At 58.3% G+C, this 23676-nt stretch carries 22 protein-coding genes and 1 tRNA gene; 16 read left to right on the plus strand and 7 right to left on the minus strand.

Going from position 1 to position 23676, the window contains the following annotated elements; genetic code table 11:
• Together rpmB and KUV51_RS13075 are read left to right on the plus strand one after the other, a co-directional pair.
• Complete coding sequence (rpmB, locus tag KUV51_RS13070) at positions 1-291, plus strand: 50S ribosomal protein L28 (RefSeq protein ID WP_222522087.1); 291 nt, start codon at positions 1-3, stop codon at positions 289-291.
• Between the two features lie 525 nt (positions 292-816).
• Positions 817-1290, plus strand: coding sequence for a copper chaperone PCu(A)C (locus KUV51_RS13075; RefSeq protein ID WP_222522088.1), 474 nt, complete (start codon positions 817-819; stop codon positions 1288-1290).
• A gap of 37 nt (positions 1291-1327) precedes the next feature.
• Here KUV51_RS13075 and KUV51_RS13080 read toward each other — a convergent pair whose 3' ends face one another.
• Both KUV51_RS13080 and KUV51_RS13085 read right to left on the minus strand, forming a co-directional pair.
• Positions 1328-2026 carry an NAD-dependent deacylase gene (locus tag KUV51_RS13080; protein WP_222522089.1) on the minus strand — a complete coding sequence of 233 codons (699 nt, stop codon included), beginning with the start codon at positions 2024-2026 and terminating at the stop codon, positions 1328-1330.
• A 24-nt stretch (positions 2027-2050) separates the two neighbouring features.
• A complete protein-coding gene (locus KUV51_RS13085; protein ID WP_222522410.1) occupies positions 2051-3013 on the minus strand; it encodes a LysR family transcriptional regulator in 963 nt (320 codons plus the stop codon).
• A 149-nt stretch (positions 3014-3162) separates the two neighbouring features.
• Between KUV51_RS13085 and KUV51_RS13090 the strand changes: the two genes are divergently transcribed.
• The 11 genes from KUV51_RS13090 to KUV51_RS13140 all read left to right on the plus strand — a co-directional run bounded on the left by KUV51_RS13090 (position 3163) and on the right by KUV51_RS13140 (position 13314).
• Positions 3163-4053: a carbon-nitrogen hydrolase family protein gene (locus tag KUV51_RS13090; protein ID WP_222522090.1), complete on the plus strand. Its 891-nt coding sequence runs from the start codon at positions 3163-3165 to the stop codon at positions 4051-4053.
• A gap of 81 nt (positions 4054-4134) precedes the next feature.
• On the plus strand, positions 4135-4353 hold the full coding sequence (infA, locus tag KUV51_RS13095) for a translation initiation factor IF-1 (protein WP_005978431.1): 219 nt from the start codon (positions 4135-4137) through the stop codon (positions 4351-4353).
• 9 nt (positions 4354-4362) lie between these two features.
• The gene (locus KUV51_RS13100) at positions 4363-4932 is read left to right on the plus strand and encodes a Maf family protein (RefSeq protein WP_222522091.1); all 570 of its coding nucleotides are present in this window, start codon (positions 4363-4365) and stop codon (positions 4930-4932) included.
• Positions 4929-5951 (plus strand): ribonuclease E/G, encoded by a 1023-nt coding sequence (locus tag KUV51_RS13105; protein ID WP_222522092.1) that lies wholly within the window; start codon positions 4929-4931, stop codon positions 5949-5951. The genes KUV51_RS13100 and KUV51_RS13105 overlap by 4 nt, the downstream gene beginning before the upstream one ends.
• Positions 5948-6118, plus strand: coding sequence for a DNA gyrase inhibitor YacG (locus KUV51_RS13110; protein WP_222522093.1), 171 nt, complete (start codon positions 5948-5950; stop codon positions 6116-6118). The genes KUV51_RS13105 and KUV51_RS13110 overlap by 4 nt, the downstream gene beginning before the upstream one ends.
• An 81-nt stretch (positions 6119-6199) precedes the next feature.
• A tRNA-Phe gene (locus tag KUV51_RS13115) sits at positions 6200-6274 on the plus strand.
• 934 nt (positions 6275-7208) lie between these two features.
• Positions 7209-9731: an HWE histidine kinase domain-containing protein gene (locus KUV51_RS13120; protein ID WP_222522094.1), complete on the plus strand. Its 2523-nt coding sequence runs from the start codon at positions 7209-7211 to the stop codon at positions 9729-9731.
• Positions 9728-10297, plus strand: a complete 570-nt coding sequence (locus KUV51_RS13125; RefSeq protein ID WP_222522095.1) for a biliverdin-producing heme oxygenase — start codon at positions 9728-9730, stop codon at positions 10295-10297. Before KUV51_RS13120 ends, KUV51_RS13125 begins: the two co-directional genes overlap by 4 nt.
• 330 nt (positions 10298-10627) lie before the next feature.
• Complete coding sequence (locus tag KUV51_RS13130) at positions 10628-11626, plus strand: YHYH protein (protein WP_222522096.1); 999 nt, start codon at positions 10628-10630, stop codon at positions 11624-11626.
• Positions 11627-11628: 2 nt separating this feature from the next.
• Positions 11629-12918, plus strand: coding sequence for a sulfatase-like hydrolase/transferase (locus KUV51_RS13135; RefSeq protein ID WP_222522097.1), 1290 nt, complete (start codon positions 11629-11631; stop codon positions 12916-12918).
• 204 nt (positions 12919-13122) lie between these two features.
• The gene (locus KUV51_RS13140) at positions 13123-13314 is read left to right on the plus strand and encodes a hypothetical protein (RefSeq protein WP_222522098.1); all 192 of its coding nucleotides are present in this window, start codon (positions 13123-13125) and stop codon (positions 13312-13314) included.
• A gap of 141 nt (positions 13315-13455) precedes the next feature.
• Here KUV51_RS13140 and yghX read toward each other — a convergent pair whose 3' ends face one another.
• From yghX to KUV51_RS13160, 4 genes are all read right to left on the minus strand, one after another.
• Positions 13456-14367, minus strand: coding sequence for a YghX family hydrolase (gene yghX, locus KUV51_RS13145; protein WP_222522099.1), 912 nt, complete (start codon positions 14365-14367; stop codon positions 13456-13458).
• A 74-nt stretch (positions 14368-14441) separates the two neighbouring features.
• Positions 14442-14963: a ricin-type beta-trefoil lectin domain protein gene (locus KUV51_RS13150; protein ID WP_222522100.1), complete on the minus strand. Its 522-nt coding sequence runs from the start codon at positions 14961-14963 to the stop codon at positions 14442-14444.
• Positions 14964-15013: 50 nt separating this feature from the next.
• Positions 15014-15550, minus strand: coding sequence for a cytochrome b (locus tag KUV51_RS13155; RefSeq protein WP_222522101.1), 537 nt, complete (start codon positions 15548-15550; stop codon positions 15014-15016).
• A gap of 14 nt (positions 15551-15564) precedes the next feature.
• Positions 15565-16563, minus strand: coding sequence for a YHYH protein (locus tag KUV51_RS13160; RefSeq protein ID WP_222522102.1), 999 nt, complete (start codon positions 16561-16563; stop codon positions 15565-15567).
• 64 nt (positions 16564-16627) lie between these two features.
• On the opposite strand from KUV51_RS13160, the gene KUV51_RS13165 reads away from it, so the two are divergent.
• The 3 genes from KUV51_RS13165 to KUV51_RS13175 all read left to right on the plus strand — a co-directional run bounded on the left by KUV51_RS13165 (position 16628) and on the right by KUV51_RS13175 (position 21648).
• Positions 16628-17116 (plus strand): MarR family winged helix-turn-helix transcriptional regulator, encoded by a 489-nt coding sequence (locus KUV51_RS13165; RefSeq protein WP_261385843.1) that lies wholly within the window; start codon positions 16628-16630, stop codon positions 17114-17116.
• A 102-nt stretch (positions 17117-17218) separates the two neighbouring features.
• A complete protein-coding gene (locus tag KUV51_RS13170; protein ID WP_222522104.1) occupies positions 17219-18523 on the plus strand; it encodes an efflux RND transporter periplasmic adaptor subunit in 1305 nt (434 codons plus the stop codon).
• Positions 18520-21648: an efflux RND transporter permease subunit gene (locus tag KUV51_RS13175; protein WP_222522105.1), complete on the plus strand. Its 3129-nt coding sequence runs from the start codon at positions 18520-18522 to the stop codon at positions 21646-21648. The genes KUV51_RS13170 and KUV51_RS13175 overlap by 4 nt, the downstream gene beginning before the upstream one ends.
• A gap of 261 nt (positions 21649-21909) precedes the next feature.
• On the opposite strand, the gene KUV51_RS13180 is transcribed toward KUV51_RS13175, so the two are convergent.
• On the minus strand, positions 21910-23646 hold the full coding sequence (locus KUV51_RS13180) for a SulP family inorganic anion transporter (RefSeq protein WP_222522411.1): 1737 nt from the start codon (positions 23644-23646) through the stop codon (positions 21910-21912).
• Positions 23647-23676 lie beyond the last annotated feature (30 nt).

Here is a 23676-nt window from a genome sequence, read left to right on the forward strand (position 1 = left end):
ATGTCGCGCGTATGCGAACTGACCGGTAAAGGCCCGATGACTGGCAACAATGTCAGCCACGCCAACAACAAGACCCGTCGGCGTTTCCTGCCGAACCTGAACGACGTGACCCTGCAGTCCGAAACGCTGGGCCGCGGCATCAAGCTGCGCATCTCAGCGGCCGCGCTGCGCTCGGTCGATCATCGCGGTGGTCTGGACGCCTTCTTGGCGAAGGCCAAGGATGTCGAATTGTCCGACCGCGCGCTGAAGGTCAAGAAAGAGATTGCGAAAGCCCAAGCCGCAACGGCCTGAGCCTGACGTACTTACGCAAAAACCCCGTCTGCGACGCAGGCGGGGTTTTTATTGTTTGCAAGAGGCGTGTTGGCGTTGCGCCGTGCATGCGATTGTGCCGCAGTTGAGCAGGCATCTCGACGGCTTTAGATATACTGTCATGCAGCGAACCTTTCATGCCATCCTCCTGAGCCTTCTGTTGGCGGTGACGAGCCACAGTGCAGCCATTGCACGTGGCGCAGCTACCGCAGTGGATCAGATGGTGATCTGCTCGGGCACGACGGTCGTGACAGTGTTCGTGGATGCAGACGGGGAACCGACTGCAGCACCCCATCTTTGCCCGGACTGCGCCTTGCATTTGCTGGCAGCGGTCGTTCCATTCTCTGCCGCTGCGCTGCCCTTATCGCTCGGATCAACACGCGTAGATTGGGAAACGCATATAGTCCCCGAGGGGACGGCAGTTGAAGACCCGTCTGCGCGTGGACCTCCTGCTTGGGTCTGATCCCACTCAAACTGACACGACCCTTTTGCATACAGGAGGACAGCATGTCCTTTCGCACGACCTTTGCTGCCGCTTTTGCAGCAGCCCTGCTTTCTTTTCCCGCCTTTGCCGAAGGCATCACGGTACTGGATCCTTACGCCCGCGCCGCGAGCCCTGCTGCAAAGTCAGGCGCCGCTTTCATGATGATCCGCAATGAAACCGATCAGGATGATACACTGATCGCTGCGCGCACCGATGCGGCTGCACGCGTTGAATTGCATACCCATATAGAGGTCAGCGATGGCGTCCTGCAAATGACCGAAATCGACGGTGGGATCGACTTGCCCGCCGGTGGTACGCACCACATGTTGCGTGGTGGTGATCACGTGATGCTGATGGGCCTGACGGCCCCTCTCGAGCAAGATGCCACGATTGATGTCACGCTTGTCTTCGAAAAGGCGGGTGAAGTCGTCGTCACCATCCCGATTGACAATGAACGCAAGCCCGAAGCGGGCGCCCACGGCGAACACTCCCACTAAGCTCACCAAAAAATCGTAAGGCGGACCTTGATCCGCCTTACCCCGCCAGCATCTCTTCCACCCAGATGGGGACTGTTTCGGATGCTTTTCCGGGTCGGGCATCATCAAAGAGATTGATGTTCTCACCTGGCTCGAGGTTCATTTCCAGCGTTTCTGCGCCCACATGGCGGGCCATCTGAACAAACCCTGCCGCTGGGTAGACATTGCCGGATGTCCCTATGGCAACGAAGATGTCCGCCCGCGCCAGGGCTTTCTCGATCCGTTCCATATGGTAGGGGATTTCGCCGAACCAGACGATGTCTGGACGCGCAGCAGGCGCGTTGCATTTCGGGCAATCCTGGCCAACGCTCATTTTCAGCGATGCAGGCCAGCGATGCTCACAGTGTGCGCATAGCGCTGAATTCAACGCACCATGCATGTGAATAACATCCTGGCTGCCCGCCTTCTCGTGCAAGTCATCCACGTTCTGAGTAACAAGCGTGATTGCGCCACCGTGTCTTGTCTGCAGTAGGGCGATTGCTCTGTGCGCTGCATTGGGTGTTGCCTTCGCCGCTTGCGCACGCCGTGCATTGTAAAAGTCCGTGACGAGTTGGGGGTTGCGTGAAAACCCCTCGGGAGTTGCGACATCCTCAATGCGGTGTTGGGCCCAGAGGCCGCCTTCGTCACGGAACGTGCCAAGCCCGCTTTCGGCGGAGATGCCCGCTCCAGTCAGGATTACGATTGAGGGCGCTGGCATGTCGTATTTCCTCGATTACTTCGGTCAGGCATCCAAAAGCCGCAGTTCTCCTGCAAGCCAGGGCAGTTGTGCCAGGGCTGGGTCTATCATGTGTGTCTTTATCAGTCTGCGCATGGTATCGGCGACATCCGTCGGAACCTCGCCCGCCCAGTCGGCACTCGCGTAAAGCGATATCGTTCGTGAGAAGGGCTTGAAAGGCAGAGGGAACGCTTCGACCTGATCGTGGAACCGTCCAGCGCGCATGTATCCCAATGGTGTCGTCACCGTCCATCCGATCCGACGCGCAACCATGGCCATAAGGGCCAAATGACTGCCGATCTCGAACCGATCTGCGAAGCTGAGCTTCTGGCGCGCCAGGTGAGCTTCGATCTGGCGTGATATGAGTTGCTCGCGCTCATACCTCAAAAATGGCAGGTCAGGCAGGATGGCCATCGGTTCATTGTTTCGGACGACGCCGCGGGGGGCCACAAGGATGAAAGGATCGCGGGCAAGCGGGTATTCAAGCACGCCATCACGCATTGTGCCGTCGCTGGCGGAGATCGCGATATGGAGGCTCTTGTCCGCAATGGCTTGCAGGATTTCGTGGCTGGGCGCTGTTGCAAGGGTGAATTTGCACCGTGTGAGGCTGTCTGCCAGAATCGTCACCAAACGGGGCGTCAGGTCATTTTCGAAGTCGTCAATGACGCCGATGGAAAGCGCAGACAGATGCGCGAGGTCCATCACCGTTAACTCCGACTGTGCCAGCCGCAACTGGGACAACGCTGCTTCTGCCCGTGCCAAGAAACTTGTGCCGGCAGGTGTCAGCCGCATGGGACGCTTGCCGTGATCGACCAGGTCGGTTGCCAGTGCAGTTTCCAGATTTCGCAGTTGCTGGCTGACCGCCGGCTGACTCAGTCCAGTGATAGTGGCAGCCTGGGCGACGGAGCCTGTCGCCGCCAAAGCCTCGAAAACTTCGAGCCCGCGCAGTGTTACGCCCTTGCTCAGCATGTATCGCCCCATGTCAGTTTCATGATCTTTGAATGTTGTGTTGCTTGAACCGTCAAGAAAAATCGGGTTTTGAAGTGCAGTAGGTTTCGAAATTTGGAAAGCATCGCAGACTTCTTGTGTTTGGCGCACTGTGCAGGGCACAACAGAGCATGAAAATCGCGACCGCCTCGTACCCTCTGGATGTTTTGCCCAACTGGTCCGCATATGAGGACAAGCTGACGGCTTGGGTTGCCGAGGCGGCAGGTGCAGGTGCCCAGTTGCTGGTGTTTCCCGAATATGGCGCGATGGAGTTGGCGACGCTTGCGGGTCCTGACGTTGCAGGTGATCTTGAAGCGTCGCTGTTTGCGGTAGCGGATCGTCTGGAAGACGCAGATGCGCTCCACGCACATCTTGCTGCCCAGTTTGGCGTGCACATCCTGGCGGCTTCCGGGCCCGCCACTTCCTTTTTGCCAGAAGGCGTGACCCGACCTGTAAATCGTGCGCGCTTGTTCGTGCCCGGCGGTGCGGTTGGCCGACAGGACAAACAGATCATGACCCGTTTCGAGGCTGAAACTTGGCACGTCGCACCGGGCGGCCCCCTACAGATGTTCGATACGGAACTGGGAAAGATTGGTGTCCTGATCTGCTATGATTGTGAATTTCCATTGTTTGGACGGGCTTTGATGGAAGCAGATATTCTTCTTGTTCCTTCCGTGACCGAGGCTCTTTCGGGCTATTCCCGCGTTCGCATCGGTGCGCAAGCCCGCGCGTTGGAAAACCAGTGCGTAACGGTGATGTCCTCGATCATCGGGGATGCGCCGTGGTCGGAAGCGGTTGACACGTCAGTGGGCGCAGGCGGTATTTTCGGCCCGCCTGACAAGGGCTTTCCCGATACTGGTGTAATCGCTCAGGGCAAAATCAATCAGCCAGGCTGGATTTACGGAGAGGTCGATTTGTCCGCCATTGCCGCTGTGCGTGCCGATGGTGTTGTGCTCAACCGTCGGGATTGGATGCTGCAGGATGGTCGTGCCGATCCGGTCACAGTCGTGACACTGACCTGATTAGCCCTTGAATTATGGGGCGCGGAGGCGCATTTAGTGGCGCGTCCGCAACTTGGCGGGCCGTGTAACGAAGGAGAGACCATGGCCAAGGAAGATACGCTCGAATTTCCCGGTGTCGTGAAGGAACTCCTGCCCAATGCGACGTTTCGGGTCGAGCTTGAAAATGGCCATGAGATCATCGCACACACGGCAGGAAAAATGCGCAAGAACCGTATCCGTGTTCTGGCTGGCGACAAGGTACAAGTTGAGATGACGCCGTATGATTTGACCAAGGGTCGGATCAACTACCGCTTCAAATAAGCCAATCGCATGGCCTTCATTCTGGGATCCGGAAGCCCGAGACGGTTGGAACTGCTCGGCCAATTGGGCATCGTGCCGGATGACGTCCGACCCCCGGACATCGATGAGAGCCCGTGCAAGAGCGAACTGCCGCGCCAGTACTGTGTGAGAATTTCACGCGAAAAGGTTGCAGCGGTCGCCGCTGCCAATGAGGATGTGGTGCTGTGCGCAGATACGACCGTCGCGCTGGGGCGGCGTATCCTTGGAAAACCCGCGGATGAGGCTGAAGCGCGTGAATTTCTGACCATGCTGTCGGGCCGTCGCCATCGGGTCATCACCGCCGTTGCGATCCGCAAAGGTGACCGGGTGTGGGAGCGCGATGTGGTAAGCACCGTTCGCGTCAAGACGCTCTCATCGGATGACATTGGCGGCTACCTTGCGACAGGTGACTGGAAAGGCAAGGCAGGAGGCTATGCCATTCAGGGGCCTGCTGGCGCGCTAATCCCTTGGATATCGGGCTCCTTTACCGGGATTGTGGGGCTTCCACTTGCTGAGACGGCGGGGCTGTTGCAGGCCGCTGGTATGAAGGTTTGGGCATGAGAGGCCGTGAAATCCTGCTGGACCACTTCAATGGCCGCGAAGCGGCCGCATTGATGGTGGATGGCCACCTCGAAGACTTGCTTGTCGACGCCGATGCACCGCGCCCCGGCACCGTGTACCGCGCCGTGACGGACAGACCCGTCAAGGGGCAGGGCGGCGTCTTCCTAAAGACACCTGACGGGTCTGCCTACCTGCGTGGCGTCAAGGGGATAGGCCAAGGTGAAGTGCTGCATGTGCAGGTCACGGGATACGCTGAACCGGGCAAGGCAATTCCGGTGACCCACAAGATCCTGTTCAAGAGCAGGTATGCTATTGTGACGCCTGAAGCCCCGGGCTTGAACCTGTCACGCAGCATCCGCGACGACGATGTCCGTGACGCATTGCTCGCACTTGCCCACCAGGGGATGGATGGAAGCAGCATGGGGCTCATTCTGCGATCTGCTGCCGCAGATGCGAACGATGACGAAGTGCTGGATGACATTGCAGCGATGCGGGACCTCGCGGAGGCGGTCCTGGATGATACCGGTTCCGAGCCCGAGACGCTGTCGGAGGGGGATGGCCCCCATGTTCTTGCCTGGCGCGACTGGGTTGATCCGGCACAGGTCGTGACTGATGCCGGTTGTTTCGAGGCACATGGCGTTGCCGACGCGATTGATGCAGCTTGCTCGGCCCAGATACCTTTGAGTGGAGAGGCCAGCATGTATGTTGAAGCGACCCGCGCACTGGTTGCGGTTGATGTGAACACAGGTGCCGACGGCTCCTTCGCCGCAGGGGTGCGCGCCAACTTGGCCTGTGCGCGGGCGCTGCCGTCTGCGCTGCGGGTCCGTGGCTTGGGAGGCCAGATTACGATTGATCTGGCGCCCATGCCCAAGAAAGAGCGAAAGACGTTCGAGGCCACCCTGCGCGCCGCCTTGCGCAAGGACGACATCGACACGGTAATGGCCGGTTGGACGCCCCTCGGCCATTTCGAGTTGCAACGCAAACGGGCGCGACTGCCCTTGTCCGAGGTGCTGGCGTGAGCTGCCCGATCTGCGATGGTGACACGGTCCAGAAATACCGCCCGTTTTGTTCGCGACGTTGTGCGGATATTGATCTCGCACGCTGGATGAACGGCAATTATGCGGTGGCTTCGCGACGTGAGGACAGTGACGATCTTCCTGATGATGAAGGTCCTGTCACACATTGAGAGTTTGGTGCGAATTTCCTATGGACAGTGCCCGATGATACGCTTATCACGCGCCCACCCGAAGCCGCAGGCTTCTCCCGTGCCCGGGTAGCTCAGGGGTAGAGCAGTGGATTGAAAATCCTCGTGTCGGTGGTTCGATTCCGCCCCCGGGCACCACTTAACTTGCTGCATAGCACATGTTTATATGTTGAACCTAGGTAAGGGATTGCCGGGTCTCGGTTTGGTCCACCTTTTCTAGGGTGAAGCTATGTTTCGCAACAGACCCTTGTGAAGCAGTGAGCGCCGAACGACCGGCAGTCTGGTCATGCTCGCACTCCTTGAACTCTCTGTGGAGAGTTGGTCCTATCGGCAGATCTCTTGCTGGCCATCTCGCCGGCAAAGCTTCGACCGGAACTTTACCAATCGCGCGAGCAGTTCTGCGCTCTCTTGCGGCTGACGTCGGTCTGTCCGTGATGTGTTGGGAAAAACCCTTGCAGTGGAAGAGGGCGGGTGTGTGGACTTGGACCCCGCGAACGTTCCACCAACCGTTTTGGCGTCACCGAATGTGTGTGTGTGAGGTTGACCAGAATGATTGGAACAAGCTCATCAAATCCTCCGACCCTTATTCGCGTAGCACAGCGGATCGCTTGGTGGTTGATGACACCTGCACTTTGGCACGCTCGATGCCGGTCGAGCATCAGCCATCCTCCCGATCGGCTATGGGTCGGATCCTCATCCGAGCGGTGCGTGTCCTCTGAGGGACCGCTTCGCCCTCTCGCGAACCTTCGGCGATAGTTCCTCTGCAAATTTGACGAGCAAACCGACCATTGATGTTTGCGGCGAATTTGTCAGAGCGCGGTGTGGTGCTTCGGCGAAGGCGCGAACGGCGGGGCAACTCCGGCATGTGCACTCCTGGCTAGGGCAATCTAGGCGGCGGCGTGCAATGTGGAAGGCTTATGCTCCCCCGGTTCTGCAGCAATAATACCTCAACTCAGAGGCGAATTGACGCTCCAAATGATCGGGACGTTAACTGCATGTGAACTATGTTTAACTATTCGTTATCGTTCGCTGTTCAGAAAGGGCCTCAACCGAAATGGAACCGAAAAATGTCATGGGAGACATCGAACGTGCGCTGGAACAGTGTGCGTCAGAACCAGTGCACATCCCAGGCTCCATCCAAGGCCATGGCGCCCTGATTGCTTTCGACAACGAGAGTTTGCGCCTGACCCACGCGAGCAAAAACCTCGAGGCCGTAGCTGGGTTGGCTTGCGAGGAGGTTTTGGGCCAAAGCATCAATGAAGTTTTTCCCTCCGGCGTCCGGCATGACATGGTCAATAGCCTGCTCCCAAGTTTCTTGAAGCAAGATACGCGCTTGCTGGATCCCGTTACGCTCGGCCAAACAATCCTGCTCGCATCAACGGCTGCTGCGGGATCGGCAACAATTTTTGAATTCGAAACCGCCGAAAACCGCGCTTCCATGTCGGGCGATGCGCTCAAACAACTCGCCTTCTCGACTGCGCGGCTTCAGAACGTTGACGATTTTGACTCGCTGTTCAAGCTGGCCGTACAGCTCCTGCAGGTGCTCACCGGCTACCAGCGGGTCATGGTCTATGAGTTTGACGGGGAAGGCAATGGAACGATCAGGGCGGAGGCGCTTTCCGGAGGTTTGGACTCTCTTCTGGGGTTGAACTTCCCTGCCTGGGACATACCGGCTCAGGCACGCGCAATCATGGCCCGTGTTCCGTTTCGCTACATTGCCGATGTAAATGCTCCGAATGTGCCGGTCCTGGCTGCAGATGATCGCATTCCTCCACTAGACATGACGCAATCGCACCTTCGCGGTGTGTCTTCGGTGCATATGGAATACCTCAGAAACATGGGTACCGAGGCGACGTTTACTTTGAATGTCGTTGTCAACGATGAACTCTGGGGCATGATTGCGCTTCACCACCCACGTCCACGCGTACCTGAGCAGTCAGTGCGTGAAGTGTGTCGGAACTTTGTCCGTTTCTTCGGACTGAAACTCGCCACGATGCTTCAACAGGACCGCCTGGACCGTTTGCGTCAGGCGAACGTGCTAAGGGCCGAACTGACAAATGTTGCGGCCTCTGGCGACGCTGACATTCGGTTCAGCACGCAACTGCTCGAACAGTTGGCGAACGCAATGCAGGCAGATGGAGCCCTCATTGTGAAGGATGGGTTCGTGCAGTCCCATGGTGTGGTGCCGCCAAGCACGGCGGTGCGAGAATTGATGACGTTTTCCAACGCACAGGTCGAACCCATTTCGACTGCCGGGCTGAACAAAGACTACCCTGAATTGGTCTTTGCATTCGGGGCAGGAATCTCAGGCATGCATCTCACGCCCATACGGAAAGACAATCTGGTGGCCTTTTTCCGCCGCGATAGGGAGCAGATGACAACATGGGCCGGGGTCCCAGAAAAGCAGGTTGTCGGAACCGGCGCGGATGCCCGGTTGCGGCCTCGCGGTTCATTTGCCGCTTACAAAGAAACGGTTCGCGGCACGTCGGCGGCATGGACGCAGGAACAGGATCGCATCGCAAGCGATGTCTGGTCGATTTTGATCAATTCCGAGCACAAAGCCCTTATCGAGAAAACGGCGCGCCAACAGAAAATGCTCATCAACGAGCTGAATCACCGCGTCCGTAACCTGCTGACACTCATCAGGTCTTTGTCCAGGCAATCACGCGCTACGTCCCATTCCATTGACGACTACGTCGACACGCTCGAAGCGCGGATTGAAGCGGTCGCGAACGCACATTCACTTGCGGTTGAAGAGCCTGAAGCGCTTGTGAGTGTGCAGAGCATTTTGCGGCAAGAAGCGAGCGCACATAGTGGCCAATCCGATCGTGTCCGAATAGCTGGACCGAAGGTTGGCCTCCAGCCAGAGGTGACCCCTATCTTTGCATTGGTCATTCACGAACTGATGACAAACGCAACCAAGTACGGCTCCTTGTCGGTGCCTGGCGGTTCGCTCGACATAGAGATCGTGCTGCACAAGGGCCGTGTGAAGCTGCACTGGACCGAGCACGGCGGGCCAGCTGTCACCCCGCCCACCCGGACGGGATTTGGGTCAACTCTACTAGACAATGCCGTCCCAAAAGACTTGCGCGGCACTATTCAACGCGACTACGCCAAAGACGGTTTCCAATGCGTTCTGGAACTCCCAAGTGCATTGATCACCGACACCGTGTATCCGTCGGAGGTTCCGCACGATATCGTCTCAAAAGGCGCTGACTGGTCGGATACCCTCGGGGATCGTGCCAAGGCATCGTGTCTTCTGGTCGAGGACAATTTCGTTGTCTCAATGGACACGTTGGCGACCCTAAACAGCGTCGGTTTCGAAAACGTACAGACTGCAAGCTCCAGCCGTGATGCGCTGCAAGCCATCAAGCAAATGGTTCCCGACTTCGTCGTTCTCGACGTGAATCTGTCCGGGGGTGACAGTTCACTTTCCATTGCGGAAGAACTGCAAGCCTTGGGTGCGCGGTTCGTTTTTGTCACGGGGTACGGTGTTGAAGGGGTTCCAAGAGATCAGTTTCCCAATACGCCCGTACTCCAAAAACCCATGCGGAAGTCTGCGCTCAATGACGCGCTAACAGAGTTGCGACTGTGACCCTCTCCACGTTTGGTCCTGTGCGCGGTGAGTTGATTCACGCGACGCGAAAGATCCATGATGCGTTGCATGGTGATCCATTGCTTGCTTGCCTGACGCGCTCGAACCTTACGGCGCACGCGTATGAGCGCGCATTGAGCGTCTTCGCCCAGTTTTACTTTGCGATGGAAACCGCGCGAGACGACACTGATCTGTTTCCAGAGTTCGGCCTGAAGGCAGAATGCCTCGCGTTGAAGCGAGACGTTCCTTCCGCAACACTTCGAGTGCACCGCTTCAGCGTTCAAGGTCGCCCGGAGCTTATGGGTGCGCTCTATGTTGCGCATGGCGCCGCGTTTGGCCGCAACAGCATGCGGGCCAACGTCGTTTCTATGCTCCCGAATGCGCCGCATCACTTTCTTCGTTGTCCTACACCATCACACCGGTGGAGTACGCTAACATCGAGGCTCGAACAGATCGGGCACGATGCGTGTGCACGAAAACGTATGATACGCGGTGCCGACCAAGCGTTCTCTTTCATCGCTGAAATCAGTAAGCTGGAACAGTCTCGCCTTGAATGTGAGAGCTGATGGAGAAGCAACCTTTGATTGGCATGTCATGAGTTGGTCGGCATGCAGTGAGGCATGCGCGACGATAGCAAATTGACGCTGCCGAACGGGACCTGGACATGGAAGGGGGCCAACGTCCCACATGGCGCTTTTACTATATGGCTAAAGCGAAGGAACGATCCTTGTTCCGGCAAAATTGCGGACGTCGGTGATTGGGTTTGATACGGCCCTTACCTGACCTGCGTCATTGTCTTCGCGTGCTGCCGTGTTTCACCGTATCGCTATCGACGGAAAGGGCCGCCTGCGCCGTTGAACAAGGGACAACATAGCGTAACCTGGAAAGGACCGCACATGTCCCGAATGACTTCTACTTCGCTGATCGGTATTGCTCTTTTACTGTCATCTACATCTGTGCTGGCTGAGAGCGCTAGGGACATCACCAACCTGGTTCTCGCGGATAGGACTGCGGAATGCGCTGACTACGTTGGCGACTACCACTCGCATGTAACGGATCTCGGGCAAGAACTGGCCTTCGAAGGACGGGTGAACCTTTCGGCCGATGACGAAACCTGCACGCTTACGGTCAACCAGATACCAAATCACGATTTTGGAAGCGCCAATATCCGCTGGCCCGCAGATGCCGCCGAGGTGTCTGATGAGATCCGCGTCCCGCGCAATCCAAAACCCGCACCAGAACCTACATCCATTGGACTGACACCGGCGGCCATTCTTCTCAATGGTGTCAAATGGGAAACCAACCCTGCCGCTTGCTTCGGTGAAGGGCCGCAACGCCCTGGGCGGGAGCGGGTCGGCTGTGGGCACCGCTTTGTCGACCATCCCTGGCGATACAATGTCGGCTCGCCTCTGAACGAATTTCAGTTCGATAGCTATCACGCTCATGTCCAGCGTGGGGGGATGTATCACTACCACGCCACCCCGCGCGTGCTCTACTCCACCGACGCACAAACCTTCGACGATGCCGCCTGCGCCCAGGCAGGGCCCTCTCCCGTAATTGGGTTCGCGCTGGATGGTTTTCCACTCTTTGGACCCTGCATCACGGCCGACGACGGTTCTGTTCGCGCGGCCCGCAGCAGCTATGTTTTGCGCTCCGGTGAGCGTCAGGAGGTTGATGGATACGAAACCCCATACGTGACGGGGCTGGTCAAGACCTCAACCTACAACGGTCAATTTACCGGGGATTTCGAATACATGGACGGCGCCGGGGACTTGGACGTTTGCAATGGAATGACGGTCGATGGGCAATACGGTTACTACGTGACCGATGACTTTCCCTATGCGATCCGCTGTTTCACCGGCACGCCGATCGAAACCTTCCAGCCCAGGCAATGAGCATGTTGAAACGGACCCTGACCGCATGGCTTGTCTGCACGTTATCTCTTGGCGCGACGACCGCAACCGCGCAGCAGCCCAACGTGCTGCTCGTGATCGCCGATGACATGGGGCTCGACGCCAGTGCCTGCTACACGGTTGGAAACCAGCAGGCAGCCATGCCGACGCTTGAGCGGCTCTGTAGCGAAGGGTTGGTGTTCGAAAATGCCTACGCTTACCCCACGTGCTCTCCGACAAGAGCGGCGCTGATGACAGGACGCTACGCGGCGCACACCGGGATCGGTGGCGTGGTGGTTTGGAACAGAGCGTCACCCGGGTTGTCGACCGACGAAGTAAGCCTGTTCGACATCGTGACAAATGCCGGCTATGCCGCCGCTCTTTTCGGCAAATGGCACATCGGTACGCGGGTCGATGGGTTTGACCATCCTGCCGCGCTCGGGGTGCCGGAATACTTCGGGCCTTACACCGGCGCCCTGAAGGATTACGGAAGTTGGACCGCGATCGAGAACGGGGAAGAAGTTGAGGTCACTGACTACGCCACCTCTGCCCTCACGGACCGGGCGATTGACTGGATTGGCGGGCAAGATAACCCGTGGTTCCTATGGCTTGCGTACAACGCGCCGCACGCTCCGTTTCACGTACCGCCTGCAGAGCTACTCGGATCGGCAGCAGGGGTCGAAATGGCAACAAACCTGTCAAAGTACCAGGCCATGCTGACGGCAATGGACACCGAATTCGGGCGACTTCTCGACAGTCTAGATGCCGAAACACGTGCAAATACGGTCGTGATCTTCATAGGCGACAACGGTTCGCCCAATCAGGTCGCGCGCGACCTATATGCCCCAAACGGCGCCAAGGGGTCGCTTTATGAAGGCGGTATTCACGTTCCGATGATTGTCAGCGGCCCGGGCATCACCCCCGGGCGCACCGATGCGCTGGTTCAAGTTAACGACATTCATGCGACCATCGCAGCGATGGCGGGCGGCAAAAGCATCACGGCCGATGCTTTCGACATCTCGTCCGTACTCGGAGGCGGAGAAGGACCGCGCGATACGATTTTTGTCGAACACTTCTCCGATGCACCGCCCCGCGGCTCCAACACTTACGGTTGGATCATTCGCAGCGGTAACGACAAGCTGGTCATGATCGATGGGCAGGACCCCCAACTTTTCGACCTGTCTAGCGATCCTCTGGAATTGAAGGACCGTCTGACCGATGGCACTTCGCAGGAGGAGGCCGCGCGCATCGCGGAACTGACAGCCAAGGCCGAGGCGGCGCGATCAGGGGATTAAGTTAGGGCTGAAAAACGTACGCTTGAACCAAAACTTACCTTGCCAGCCTCGGTTCGCGGAAGAGGCTTTGTTTGTCGCCCAACCAATCTCCGGCGAAGTCCATCCAGCCGTCTTTGTCATGCTCTGGGGGGAATGTTTGACGACACGACGGAAACCTGATGCTGCAACGTTGAACACGGAAACAACAGGACAGAGGATCGAAGGATGAAGACCACGATTGCTTGCGTCACTCTGCACACCTTGTTCATGACCCCGGCCACTGCGGACACGCTGATCTCTGATGCCCAGGCCGATGGCCGTTTCGAAATGCAGAGCATCTACACGCACGTTGCCGACGACGGTCTACAGGTCACGGCTGACAGATCCTTGGCTTGGATGTCGTCGCATTTGGGGTGAGGCAGGCCATTGTCATTGGCTCCATGGTAAAGACTACCGCGAAAATGACCCTGCACGAAAAATCTGCTCGGGGCGCTACTGGTAGCGAAATGACCCGGTGCTCTGAATGCGTGTCGCAGACAATGCACCGGGCCCGCGCTATCACGCCAGGTATGTCCTGAACCACGCCACCATGCGCTCCTCGGCAAGGGCAGCCGCAGCTTCGTCGTAGCGCGGCGTCGTGTCGTTGTGGAAGCCGTGATTCACACCCGGATAGATATGGGCCTCGTAGCGCTTGTCGTTTTCCTCCAGCGCCTTCTGATAATCGGGCCACATCGCATTGATCCGTTGATCCAGCGCGGCCAGTTGGATCATCAAGGGCGCCTCGATCTGCGGAACCTGCGTGCTGTCAGGCGACGCACCGTAGAACGGGACGCCCGCACCCATCTCCGGGTAGGCAACAGCAAGCTTGTTCACCACGCCACCGCCATAACAGAAGCCAGTTGCGCCTACTTTGCCATTGGTTCCGTCAAGCCCCTGAAGATACTCGAATCCAGCAAAGAAATCGTTGAGCAACGCCTCCTGATCAAGTGTTCTTTGCATCTCGCGCCCTTCGTCGTCGCTACCAGGATATCCACCCAATGAGGACAGCCCATCCGGACCCATCGCGACAAAACCTGCTTTCCCAAGACGACGCACGACGTCTCGGATATACGGGTTCAAACCCCGGTTCTCGTGCACCACCAGCACGGCGGCAGGGGGGCGATCCGGATCAATCTCAGCTGGGCGCACGAGATAGGCGCTGATGTCACCCGTCCCGTTCGGGCTGGGATAGACAATGTCTTCGCCCGCGATGTCTGGGTCATCCTCTGCAACCTGCTGCGCCAACGCATAGTTCGGGGCGAGCGTTCCGAGAATGGCAGCGGCTGTCAGGCCGCCGACAGCCCACTTTCCTGCGCGGTCAAGAAACTCGCGCTTGGTGATCTTGCCATGCGCGTAGTAGTCATAGAGATCCAGCAGCTCCTGATCAAAATCTGCCGCAGTCAGTCGTTCGGGCGGGGTTTGGTCGTTCATCATCTTTCTCCCTGTGGTTTGAATGTGCGGCGTCGCGATCGGGACTGGCCCGTGCGGATTTGAACGCGAGGGCTTCAGTTTCGGATCACCCATCGTTTGAGTGATGCATCGACGGTGGCGCATGGTTTCACGGTCAAATCGCGCGACATGAATGGGCCCGCTGTCCGGCTGTCCTCGGCGACAACAACGCATTGCGACGGATCCGTGGTGAGGCGAAATTCCTTTGACAAGGCGTCGTACTCAAAGGATTGGCTGTCCGTGCCAGGTTCACAATCAAGCAGTCCAAACGGGACGGTGTCACTTTCCGGCGCACTGAGTGTCATGCACTTGCCATCGAATTCGACGGACTGCAGGGCACCGGTGTCGGTGTCATATCGGAATTGCGTGTCACCCCCCTGCGGCTTGCAGGAATGCGCCTGAATTTGCTCCGAGAACCCTCGTCCCAAGGTATCAATGCACCAGCCCAGGCCGTCTACTTCGTCCAGGTTGTCGGCCAAGTATATGATAGGCGAAGGCGATTGAACCTGTGGCTCCTCCGCGACCGCTGGGATGGCCAGAAATGTTGCCGACATAGCGGCTGCAAAGGTCGTTTTCATCTTCGGGTGGTCCCTATCTGGGGTGCACGTGCGGCAGAGGTGTGCGGAGATCATTTTCCGGATGTCATTCGGCGCAGTGTCAGGTCGCGATCAACGAAGTGGTGTTTGAGAGCAGCCGCGATGTGCAAGACCACGATAAATGCCAAGGCGTGACCCAAATAGGTGTGAACAAAGGATGCCGAGGAAACAATCCAAGGTATCTCCGCCTGCGCCGGAATCTCGAACCAGCCAAACACCGAAAGCGCATTGCCGCGAAACACGGTAAAGGCAACGCCTGATGCGGGCATCAGCAGTATGCCCGCCAAAAGCACCCAGTGCGCGGTTCTTGCTGCACGTTCCTGCCAGGCAGGCATGTTTCCGACTGCGCCTGGAAAGCCGCGGAACAGGCGCCACCCGACGCGCCAAAGACCCAGGATGAGGACCAGAACGCCAAGAGATCGATGGATGCCCACCAGGGGGCGTTTCTCTTCACGTGGCAGTCCGCTGTATTCAAGGTACAGGCCAAACCCAAGCATTCCGATCATGGCCAGGGCGAGAACCCAATGGTTCAAGCGCGACATGGCGCCATAGTTGTTGGTTTCGGACATTGCGATCCCTTCCTTTATGGCCGCCGACGCGGTGGCGCGCTTGCGTCACACACTCCGTCTGGATCTGTGAGTACGCAGCCTGCTTCGGCGCTCAAGCACGGTAGGATGGCATTCGAACCCGCATCATTGGCGTGATAATGGTATGCGGCCGATGCGTCGGTATGCCCACGGCAGGCGTCAAGGCCGACAGGCTCCGAGCCATCCGGCAACAGCCTTTCGAAGATAGGATAACCATCCATTGCGATTCCGATCTGGGCTCCATGATCGGCATCAGTTGGCGTCGCAATTTCGGACAGGCAGTCGGTGACAGCGTGATAGTGATACCCGACATGCGGGTTCACATGTCCGCCGCAATCATCAAAGGGTGCAATTGTATAGGCTCCAAGGATTGCCTCGACTGGCGCTGGGGCGTCCAAGCGCACGCCATTCAGCGCTATCCCGCTGCCAGAGATGTCGGTCGGTGCCTGATCCGTCGGCTCCGTCGGTGTCAGTGGAATGACAAAAGTCAGCGTTGCGTCATCCGGCATGTATTCCGGCAAGCACTCGACACAGTGGTTCTGGTAGGCTGGGTCGACATTTGGCCGCGCCGCTGCTTCGCAGGCTTCCAGCGTGCCGGTAAAACGCACATCACCTGTCTCAGGATCAAAGAGTTGCCAATTCGTGTCGCCGTAAAGCTCCGCCAGCTTGGTGACGAAGGCCCCGTCCACGTCATGCACTACGCCGTTTTCGAGCCAGATGCCGCCCTGCGCCGCGGTATCGTTGATGGATCGAGGGCACCACGGACCGGGTGTGTAGCTTTGAGGCTCCGGTATCACGGTCACGCTGAAGCATGTCGCTGTCGTGCCGCCGGCAAGGGTGCAGTCAACTTCTGACGGGCCAGACACAATTTGTGCACCAGACAGGAAGGTCTCGATCTGGTGCAGTTTTTCATGGGCGCCAGCGGTGGTCGCAACGCCGACCACAAAACAGCAGAGCAGCGCCAACTGCGGACGCCAGACCTTGGAAAACATCATTCGCAAGCCCTCCGATACGTGAAACGATTGCGTTCGAATCAAAGTTAGGATACGAACTGTTTGTATGTTACGTAAAGGCCATAAACTGCACGCATTGCTGCATTCTGCCGACCTCATCGAGCAGCATTTGCGGATCGAGCTTGAACCATTGGGTCTCAGGCCTCGGCAAGCGCGCGTTTTGAATGCACTGGGTCGGGTGGGCACCTGCAGTCAGGTTGAGCTCGCGCGCGCGTTCAACGTGTCTCCGGCCAGCATGAGCACCATGACGCAACGGCTGGTGCAGGGCGGCTACATCCTGCGCGAGGTCGACCCGGACGAACGGCGTACCAATACGCTTCGCCTGACAGAAAAGGGTAAGGCGCTCCTATCGGATGTTCACGCAGCATGGCGCAACGTCGACAAGATCATTGAGAACGCGATTGGCTCAGACAATGCGGATCAGTTGGCCGATCTTGCATTTGATTTGCGCGATGCGTTGGGGGGACAGCCACCGGCCAAGGCGCTTGCGGGGGGCAACTCTCAACGTGCCGACAGCTCTGATCGGCACCGTTAAAAGGCCGAAATCGCGCGGCGACCTGAAAAATGCAAAAAAGAGCGACGGAATTCGCCTGCGCCGTCGTGCAACTACAAAGATATGCACTGGGTTTAGGCGGCTATGAAAACGACGATCACCCTCATTCTTGCTTTTGGCATTATCGGTGGAACCTATGTGGCGACTTTTGGCGCGCCAGCAGCCATTCTTTCGCTGATGCCACAAGAGCAGTCGGAACAACCCGGCGGCGAAAGCACCGAGCGGCAGCAGGTGCGGACCGCGCCGGAGGGTCGGCCCCGCCGCGAAGGGCGACCAGGGCGCTCAAGCGCAACCATCGTCGCAATGCAAGAACTGGAAACCTCCGTCTACGAACACAATTTGCGCGCCATAGGCAGTACTGTCGCAGCCCGCAGTGTAGATGTGACAGCGGACGTGTCGGGGACAATCACCAAGGTGAGCGCCATCCCCAATGACCGGGTAGAGGTCGGTGACATCCTGTTTCAGCTCGATGACAGGACGGAACAACTGAATGTCGAAATCGCGCAGGCTGAACTGGATCAGGCGTCACAGGCATTGCAGCGCTATCGCAGTCTGGCAAACAGCTCTGCGGTGTCCGCGGTCGATATCGCCGATGCTGAAATTGCCGTCCGTCTTGCAGAAGGGGCGCTGAACCTTGCGCGTGTTGCTCTGGATGAGCGCGCGGTGCGGGCCGCCATTGCAGGGCAGGTGGGGCTCAGCACGCTGGATATTGGCGACCGGGTCAACGAAGGTGACGTGCTTGTCAGCATCGACGCCCTCGATGAGTTGCTCATCGAGTTTGAATTGCCGGAGCGTGCCATCGGTTTGCTGGAGGTGGGACGCGCAATACGTGCAAGCACTCCGGCTTATGTGGGTGAGGTCTTTGACGGCCAGATTGTTGCATACGACAGTCGCCTCGACAGTGTCACGCGCAGTGTCACGGTGCAGGCGTTGATCGGCAACAGCGACCGCAGGCTCTGGCCTGGCATGACGTTTTCAATTCGCTTGGAGGATCGGACCGATCCCCTGCCCACCGTCCCGGTGACCGCCATCACGTGGACCCGGGATGGCGCCGGGATCTGGAGCGTGCAGAACGGAACGGCGTCGCGCGTACCGGTCACCATTCTCTACCGGCAGGGCGACAATGTCTGGCTTGATACCGATCTTGCGGCAGGTGCCCGGATCGTAACCGAGGGCGCGCAAAAGCTGCGTGATGGCGCAACCGTACGCGCGACAGACGGCCCTGGATCGCCGCCGACACGTGCAGCGGACCCCAGGGATGAGGCACCATCTGCCAGTGTGCGGCAGCGCCCGGCGGATGCGCCTGAACCGCAGGCTGAGACCAGAACTGCGGACCAGGCAGCGCAAGAGACTCCAAATGAGAACCGGCGCGAAGAGGACCCGGCATGAGCGACAGCAGGTTGCACCGGATCGGCCGAAAGGGAATTGCAGATCTGTTTGTCTCGCGGCCCATCTTGGGCATTGTCCTGAACCTTCTGATCCTGATTGCTGGCTTGGCGGCTCTCTTCAACGTTGATGTGCGCGAGATGCCTGATGTGGACCAGCCAGTGCTCTCCGTGCGCACCGAGCTTGAAGGCGCTGTGCCCTCTACCGTCGATACGGAGATCACACAGGTCCTGGAGGACGCGCTGAGTGCACTTGATGGCGTCGCGTATATCGAGGCCAGTTCATCTGCTGGGGTAAGCCGCATCACACTCGATTTGTCCGATGGCACAAACATCGACATTGCTGCAAGCGAAGCCCGAGAGATCGTCTCGGATACCGTGCGCCAATTGCCCGATGATATCGAGGATCCAGTGGTGTCAAAAAGCGATACCACGTCGGACGCGATTATCAGGCTGGCGCTTCAGGGCGATGCGACGCTCGACGAATTGACCCAACTCGCCGAGGGGCAGATCTATGACCGTTTGTCATTGATCGACGGCATCGCCGAGGTGACGCTACGTGGCGACCGGGCCGACGAATTTCGGATCACACTAAACGTTCCATCTCTTCTGAGCCGCGGCCTGACTGTCTTTGACGTGGCTGATGCGCTGGGGAACCTGCGCGATGACACGCCGCTGGGATCTTTGGACGCCGAAAACCAGACCCTCGCGCTGCGGGTTGGCAATCCGGAGGTGACGGTCGACGCCATCGCCAACATCCCTGTCAATGACACCACGCGCGTGGCGGATGTCGCCTTTGTCCAAAAGACCGCGGAGGACAGCGATGTATTTGTCCGCGTGAATGGACAAACCGGTGTCGGGCTCGAAATCACACGTCAGTCGGAGGGCAACACTCTGACCATATCGCGCGACGTACGCGCCGCGGTCGAAGAATTGCGTGCCGGCCTGCCGGAAGGGGTCTCGCTGTTCATCACGACCGATGACGGGGTTTTCATCGAAGGGTCGATGACCGAAGTAACCAAGTCGATCTTGCTGGCAACGCTCATCGTGATTGCCGTGATTTTTGCATTTCTGCGTTCGCCCCGTGCCACTCTGATCCCGGCAGTGACGATCCCGTTCGCGCTTGTTGGCGCAGTCGGTGCCATATGGCTGGTCGGGTTTTCGGTCAATACGATCAGCCTGCTGGCCTTCGTGTTGGCAACCGGCATGGTGGTCGATGATGCTATCGTGGTGGTCGAGAATATCGTGCGCAAGCGTAAATCCGGAATGGGCCGGGCAGCGGCTGCAGCAGCAGGCACAAATGAGGTGTTCTTTGCCGTTGTGTCCACCACGGCCACGCTCGCCGCCGTGTTCATTCCCATCTCTTTCCTGCCGGGGCAGGCGGGCGGTGTGTTTTCAGAATTCGGCTTTGTGCTGGCCTTTTGCGTGACACTATCCTCCATTACGGCGTTGACCCTGGCACCCGTTCTTGCGTCCATTTTCGATCCCGGCAAAACGAAAGCGTTCGAGGAAGCAGGCACATCTGCTTCAACGCGGCCGGGCCCGCTAGCACGCACCTTTGATTCGGTAATTGACTGGTCGCTTCGCACACCTGTGATTGTTTTGGCAGTGGCCACCGGCTTTGCCATCATCGCTGCGGGGGCGGCCGGGACACTGACCTCGGAAATCACGCCAACCGAGGATCGCGGCGTGTTCCTGATCCAGGCAAGGGGCGCCAGCGACACGTCGACGGAGTACCTTGAAACTCAGGTGATTCAGATCGAGGACATACTCACTCCCTACCGCGAAGCGGGCGACATCACCAATGTTCTCAGCATCGTTGGCGTTGGTGGTGGAACGAATGCATTCATCATTGCCCGACTGCCTGACTGGGCTGACCGCCAACACACGCAACAGGACATTTCTGCCGAGGTCAGCGAAGCATTTGCGGCCGTGCCAGGTGTGCAGGTGTCGACCCGCTCGCCCAACAGTCTGAACATACGCGGCGCAGGACGCGGGCTCACCTTTGCTGTCACCGGGCGGAACCTGGCGGACATCACCACCGCCGCCGATCAGTTGATCGCCGCGATGGAAGAGGAGCCTGCTTTCGTCAATCCGCAACTCAGCAACGTATCCGTGCAAGCCCAACTCGAACTGCGGGTCGATGACGATATGGCAGCTCTGTTCGGGCTCAGTGAGGCTGACATCACCGAGACCATAAGCGCCTTCGTGCAAGGCGAGGTTGCGGTCAGTGTGTTCCAGAACGACTCCGAAACCGACGTCACACTGTACCCCGGCGGACCACCCATCGACGATCCATCGGACCTCGAGGCGTTGTTCATGCGCATGGATGATGGCCAATATGTGCCTCTCTCTGCTCTTGCCACGCTTGAACACATCGTCAGCCCGTCCGAGATCGAACGCCAGGGCGGTGCATTGTCCGTTTCGGTGCAGGCAAATCTCGGTGATGGCGTTGATCTTGGCGCTGCGATGACTGTGCTTGAAGGGATTGCAGCCGACACGCTGCCAGATGGATACTCGATCGTTTATACCGGCGAGGCGGCAACACTCATAGAGAGCCAGTCAACCATCTACCTGATCTTTGCCACCGCCTTGCTGGTCGTGTTTCTGGTGTTGTCCGCGCAGTTTGAGAGTTTTGTAAGTGCCGTTGTCATCCTTTTGACCGTGCCATTCGGTCTGGCAGCAGCTTTGCTGGCGATGTCTCTGACGGGGGGCTCTTTGAACTACTACAGTCAGATCGGGTTGGTCATGTTGATTGGCGTGATGTCGAAAAATGGCATCCTGATCGTCGAGTTTGCCAACCAACTGCGCGCGGCGGGGCAGGATATTGACAGCGCCATCCGCGATGCGTTGCGGCTGCGTATCCGCCCGGTCATGATGACAATGGTTTCGACGGTGTTTGGCGGGTTGCCTTTGATCCTGACGTCAGGTGCGGGTGCCGAGGCGCGCATTGCCGTCGGATGGGTGATCATTGGCGGGCTGGGCTTTGCAACCGTGTTTACACTGTTCCTGACACCGATCTTCTATCGCTACGTTGCTGGCCTGGGCTACGAACCGGGCATGGCAGCGCAGCGTTTGAGGCAAGAACGCAAGCAATCAACGGTCAAGCCCACCCCGCGCGCCGCCTAGTTCAGCGGTCGCGGGTGAGATACGCGCGCCAAAAGAATGAAGTACGATCGCACACCTTGGGCAGGAGCAAGCAGGATTGAGGTGGCAACAAAGGGTTTCAATCGCACGAGGTGTTTCGGCAGATCAGTGACGGGGCATTGCGAGCCATGAATGTCATCGGTCTTGATGCAAGGCGGTAGCCACCGCCCTAGGTTATCGCGATTGTACCCGCGGGCGCCGCGTGAACCGGTTCATTTTGTTCCTGCGAAATCGAACGTCTGTCTATTTGGTACCATGCCCATCTGGCGACCTTGAAAGCTGCGTCCAGGCGTCGAACTGAGACAGGAAGACCCGTCCGTTTAGGTTCGTGATGAAATGTGACCGTTTGAGGCGATCCATAACCGGGCCTTTGACCTCAGACAAATGCAAGCCCACGCGCATGTCCTTTAGACGATGGTTGATGGCTTCGAAGCATTCCAGTGCCGAATAGTCGATTTCGTTTATCGCCGAACACATCAAGACAACGTTTCTGACCTCGGACCCTTCGGTGACACGTGTCTGGATCAGATCCTCCAGAAAACGGGCGTTCACGAAAAACAGGCTCTCATCCACACGCAAGCTGACCAACGCCGGATCGGTTTCAACTGAGTGACGATGTATGTTCCGAAAGTGTTCGGTGCCGGGCACCCGACCGACCTCGGCCACATGAGGGCGCGACGTCTTGTGGAGGTGCAGCAGCACGGATATCGCCACGCCGGAGGCAACACCCACTTCTACGCCAAGGCCCAGCGTCAACAGGATTGTGGCGGTCACCGCAATGAAGTCCGCGCGACTGTATGCCCAAGTCCTTCTGAGGATCGAAACATCCACAAGCGACAGCACCGCCACGATGATCGTCGCCGCCAGCGTGGCGGTTGGGAGGTAGTACACCAATGGCGTCAAAGCTACGGCTGCCACAGCCAAGCCGATAGCGGTATACGCACCGGCAGCCGGTGTTTCGGCCCCTGCGTCAGAATTGACGACCGAACGCGCAAAACCGCCGGTGACCGGATAGCCACCCGTAAAGGCGGCGCCGAGGTTGGCCGCACCGAGCCCGATCAGTTCCTGATCCGGGTCGATGCGCTGACGTTTTTTGGCAGCAAGCGTTTGCGCAACGGACACGGATTCCACGAACCCGATGATCGAGATCAGGAGTGCCGGCATCAATAGCGCGCTGACCAGTTCAAGTTCAAAGTTGGGCAGGGTCAGTGGTGGCAGGCTCCTTGGAACCGTCCCCACGATCTTGACGCCTTGATCGGCAAGGTCAAACGCCCACACGCCAACTGTGGTCGCCACAACTGCAGCCACCGGCCCAACCTTGATGGCGACATCTGCAACTTTTGGGCGGATGCCTAAACGCATCAGCGTTTGCCGCAAGCCGTTGCGCACCCAAAGGAGAAAAGAAGTTGCGGCCAAGCCTATGGCAAGGGTGATCAAGTTTGTATCGCTCAGGTGTAAAAATAGCGACGCCAGCATTTCAGGCAGGGTGTGTCCGTGCGCTGGCACACCCAGAATGTGCTTCAGTTGGCTTGTGGCGATCAGAATGCCCGACGCAGCGACAAAGCCCGCGATGACAGGGTGGCTGAGGAAATTGGCCAGGAAACCCAACCGGAAGACGCCCATCAGCAATAGAATGGCGCCCGACAAAGAGGCCAGTGTCAGGGCAGCAGCGGCATAGCCCGCTGTTCCTTGTTCCGCGACCTGTCCGATTGCGGACGCGGTCAAAAGTGACACCACGGCCACCGGGCCAACCGCGAGTGCGCGGCTCGTTCCGAAAATCGCATAGAGCAGGATCGGTGCAATTGACGCGTAAAGGCCCGCTTCGGGCGGAAGGCCGGCCAACATGGCATAGGCAAGACTTTGCGGGATCAGCATGATCGTCACGATCACGGCTGCGATCATGTCACTGGAAAACGCTTCACGGTTGTAGGTTCGGCCCCAATCAAGCACGGGCATGTAGCGGCGCAGGCTGTCAATCATCATCTATTCCGAACAAAAAAGGACGGGCTC

The sequence above is a fragment of the Tateyamaria omphalii genome, assembly GCF_019802125.1.
GTDB lineage: Bacteria > Pseudomonadota > Alphaproteobacteria > Rhodobacterales > Rhodobacteraceae > Tateyamaria > Tateyamaria omphalii_B.

What these genes read in the sequence shown, in the direction of transcription:
- KUV51_RS13105 (WP_222522092.1), top strand. Translation starts at nt 4,929, where the DNA reads ATGAGAGGCCGTGAAATCCTGCTGGACCACTTCAATGGCCGCGAAGCG.
- KUV51_RS13150 (WP_222522100.1), bottom strand. Translation starts at nt 14,963, where the DNA reads ATGAAAACGACCTTTGCAGCCGCTATGTCGGCAACATTTCTGGCCATC.
- KUV51_RS13180 (WP_222522411.1), bottom strand. Translation starts at nt 23,646, where the DNA reads ATGATTGACAGCCTGCGCCGCTACATGCCCGTGCTTGATTGGGGCCGA.
- infA (WP_005978431.1), top strand. Translation starts at nt 4,135, where the DNA reads ATGGCCAAGGAAGATACGCTCGAATTTCCCGGTGTCGTGAAGGAACTC.
- KUV51_RS13100 (WP_222522091.1), top strand. Translation starts at nt 4,363, where the DNA reads ATGGCCTTCATTCTGGGATCCGGAAGCCCGAGACGGTTGGAACTGCTC.
- yghX (WP_222522099.1), bottom strand. Translation starts at nt 14,367, where the DNA reads ATGAACGACCAAACCCCGCCCGAACGACTGACTGCGGCAGATTTTGAT.
- KUV51_RS13155 (WP_222522101.1), bottom strand. Translation starts at nt 15,550, where the DNA reads ATGTCCGAAACCAACAACTATGGCGCCATGTCGCGCTTGAACCATTGG.
- KUV51_RS13120 (WP_222522094.1), top strand. Translation starts at nt 7,209, where the DNA reads ATGGGAGACATCGAACGTGCGCTGGAACAGTGTGCGTCAGAACCAGTG.
- KUV51_RS13075 (WP_222522088.1), top strand. Translation starts at nt 817, where the DNA reads ATGTCCTTTCGCACGACCTTTGCTGCCGCTTTTGCAGCAGCCCTGCTT.
- KUV51_RS13130 (WP_222522096.1), top strand. Translation starts at nt 10,628, where the DNA reads ATGTCCCGAATGACTTCTACTTCGCTGATCGGTATTGCTCTTTTACTG.
- rpmB (WP_222522087.1), top strand. Translation starts at nt 1, where the DNA reads ATGTCGCGCGTATGCGAACTGACCGGTAAAGGCCCGATGACTGGCAAC.
- KUV51_RS13170 (WP_222522104.1), top strand. Translation starts at nt 17,219, where the DNA reads ATGAAAACGACGATCACCCTCATTCTTGCTTTTGGCATTATCGGTGGA.
- KUV51_RS13135 (WP_222522097.1), top strand. Translation starts at nt 11,629, where the DNA reads ATGTTGAAACGGACCCTGACCGCATGGCTTGTCTGCACGTTATCTCTT.
- KUV51_RS13165 (WP_261385843.1), top strand. Translation starts at nt 16,628, where the DNA reads ATGTTACGTAAAGGCCATAAACTGCACGCATTGCTGCATTCTGCCGAC.
- KUV51_RS13140 (WP_222522098.1), top strand. Translation starts at nt 13,123, where the DNA reads ATGAAGACCACGATTGCTTGCGTCACTCTGCACACCTTGTTCATGACC.
- KUV51_RS13160 (WP_222522102.1), bottom strand. Translation starts at nt 16,563, where the DNA reads ATGATGTTTTCCAAGGTCTGGCGTCCGCAGTTGGCGCTGCTCTGCTGT.
- KUV51_RS13085 (WP_222522410.1), bottom strand. Translation starts at nt 3,013, where the DNA reads ATGCTGAGCAAGGGCGTAACACTGCGCGGGCTCGAAGTTTTCGAGGCT.
- KUV51_RS13175 (WP_222522105.1), top strand. Translation starts at nt 18,520, where the DNA reads ATGAGCGACAGCAGGTTGCACCGGATCGGCCGAAAGGGAATTGCAGAT.
- KUV51_RS13080 (WP_222522089.1), bottom strand. Translation starts at nt 2,026, where the DNA reads ATGCCAGCGCCCTCAATCGTAATCCTGACTGGAGCGGGCATCTCCGCC.
- KUV51_RS13090 (WP_222522090.1), top strand. Translation starts at nt 3,163, where the DNA reads ATGAAAATCGCGACCGCCTCGTACCCTCTGGATGTTTTGCCCAACTGG.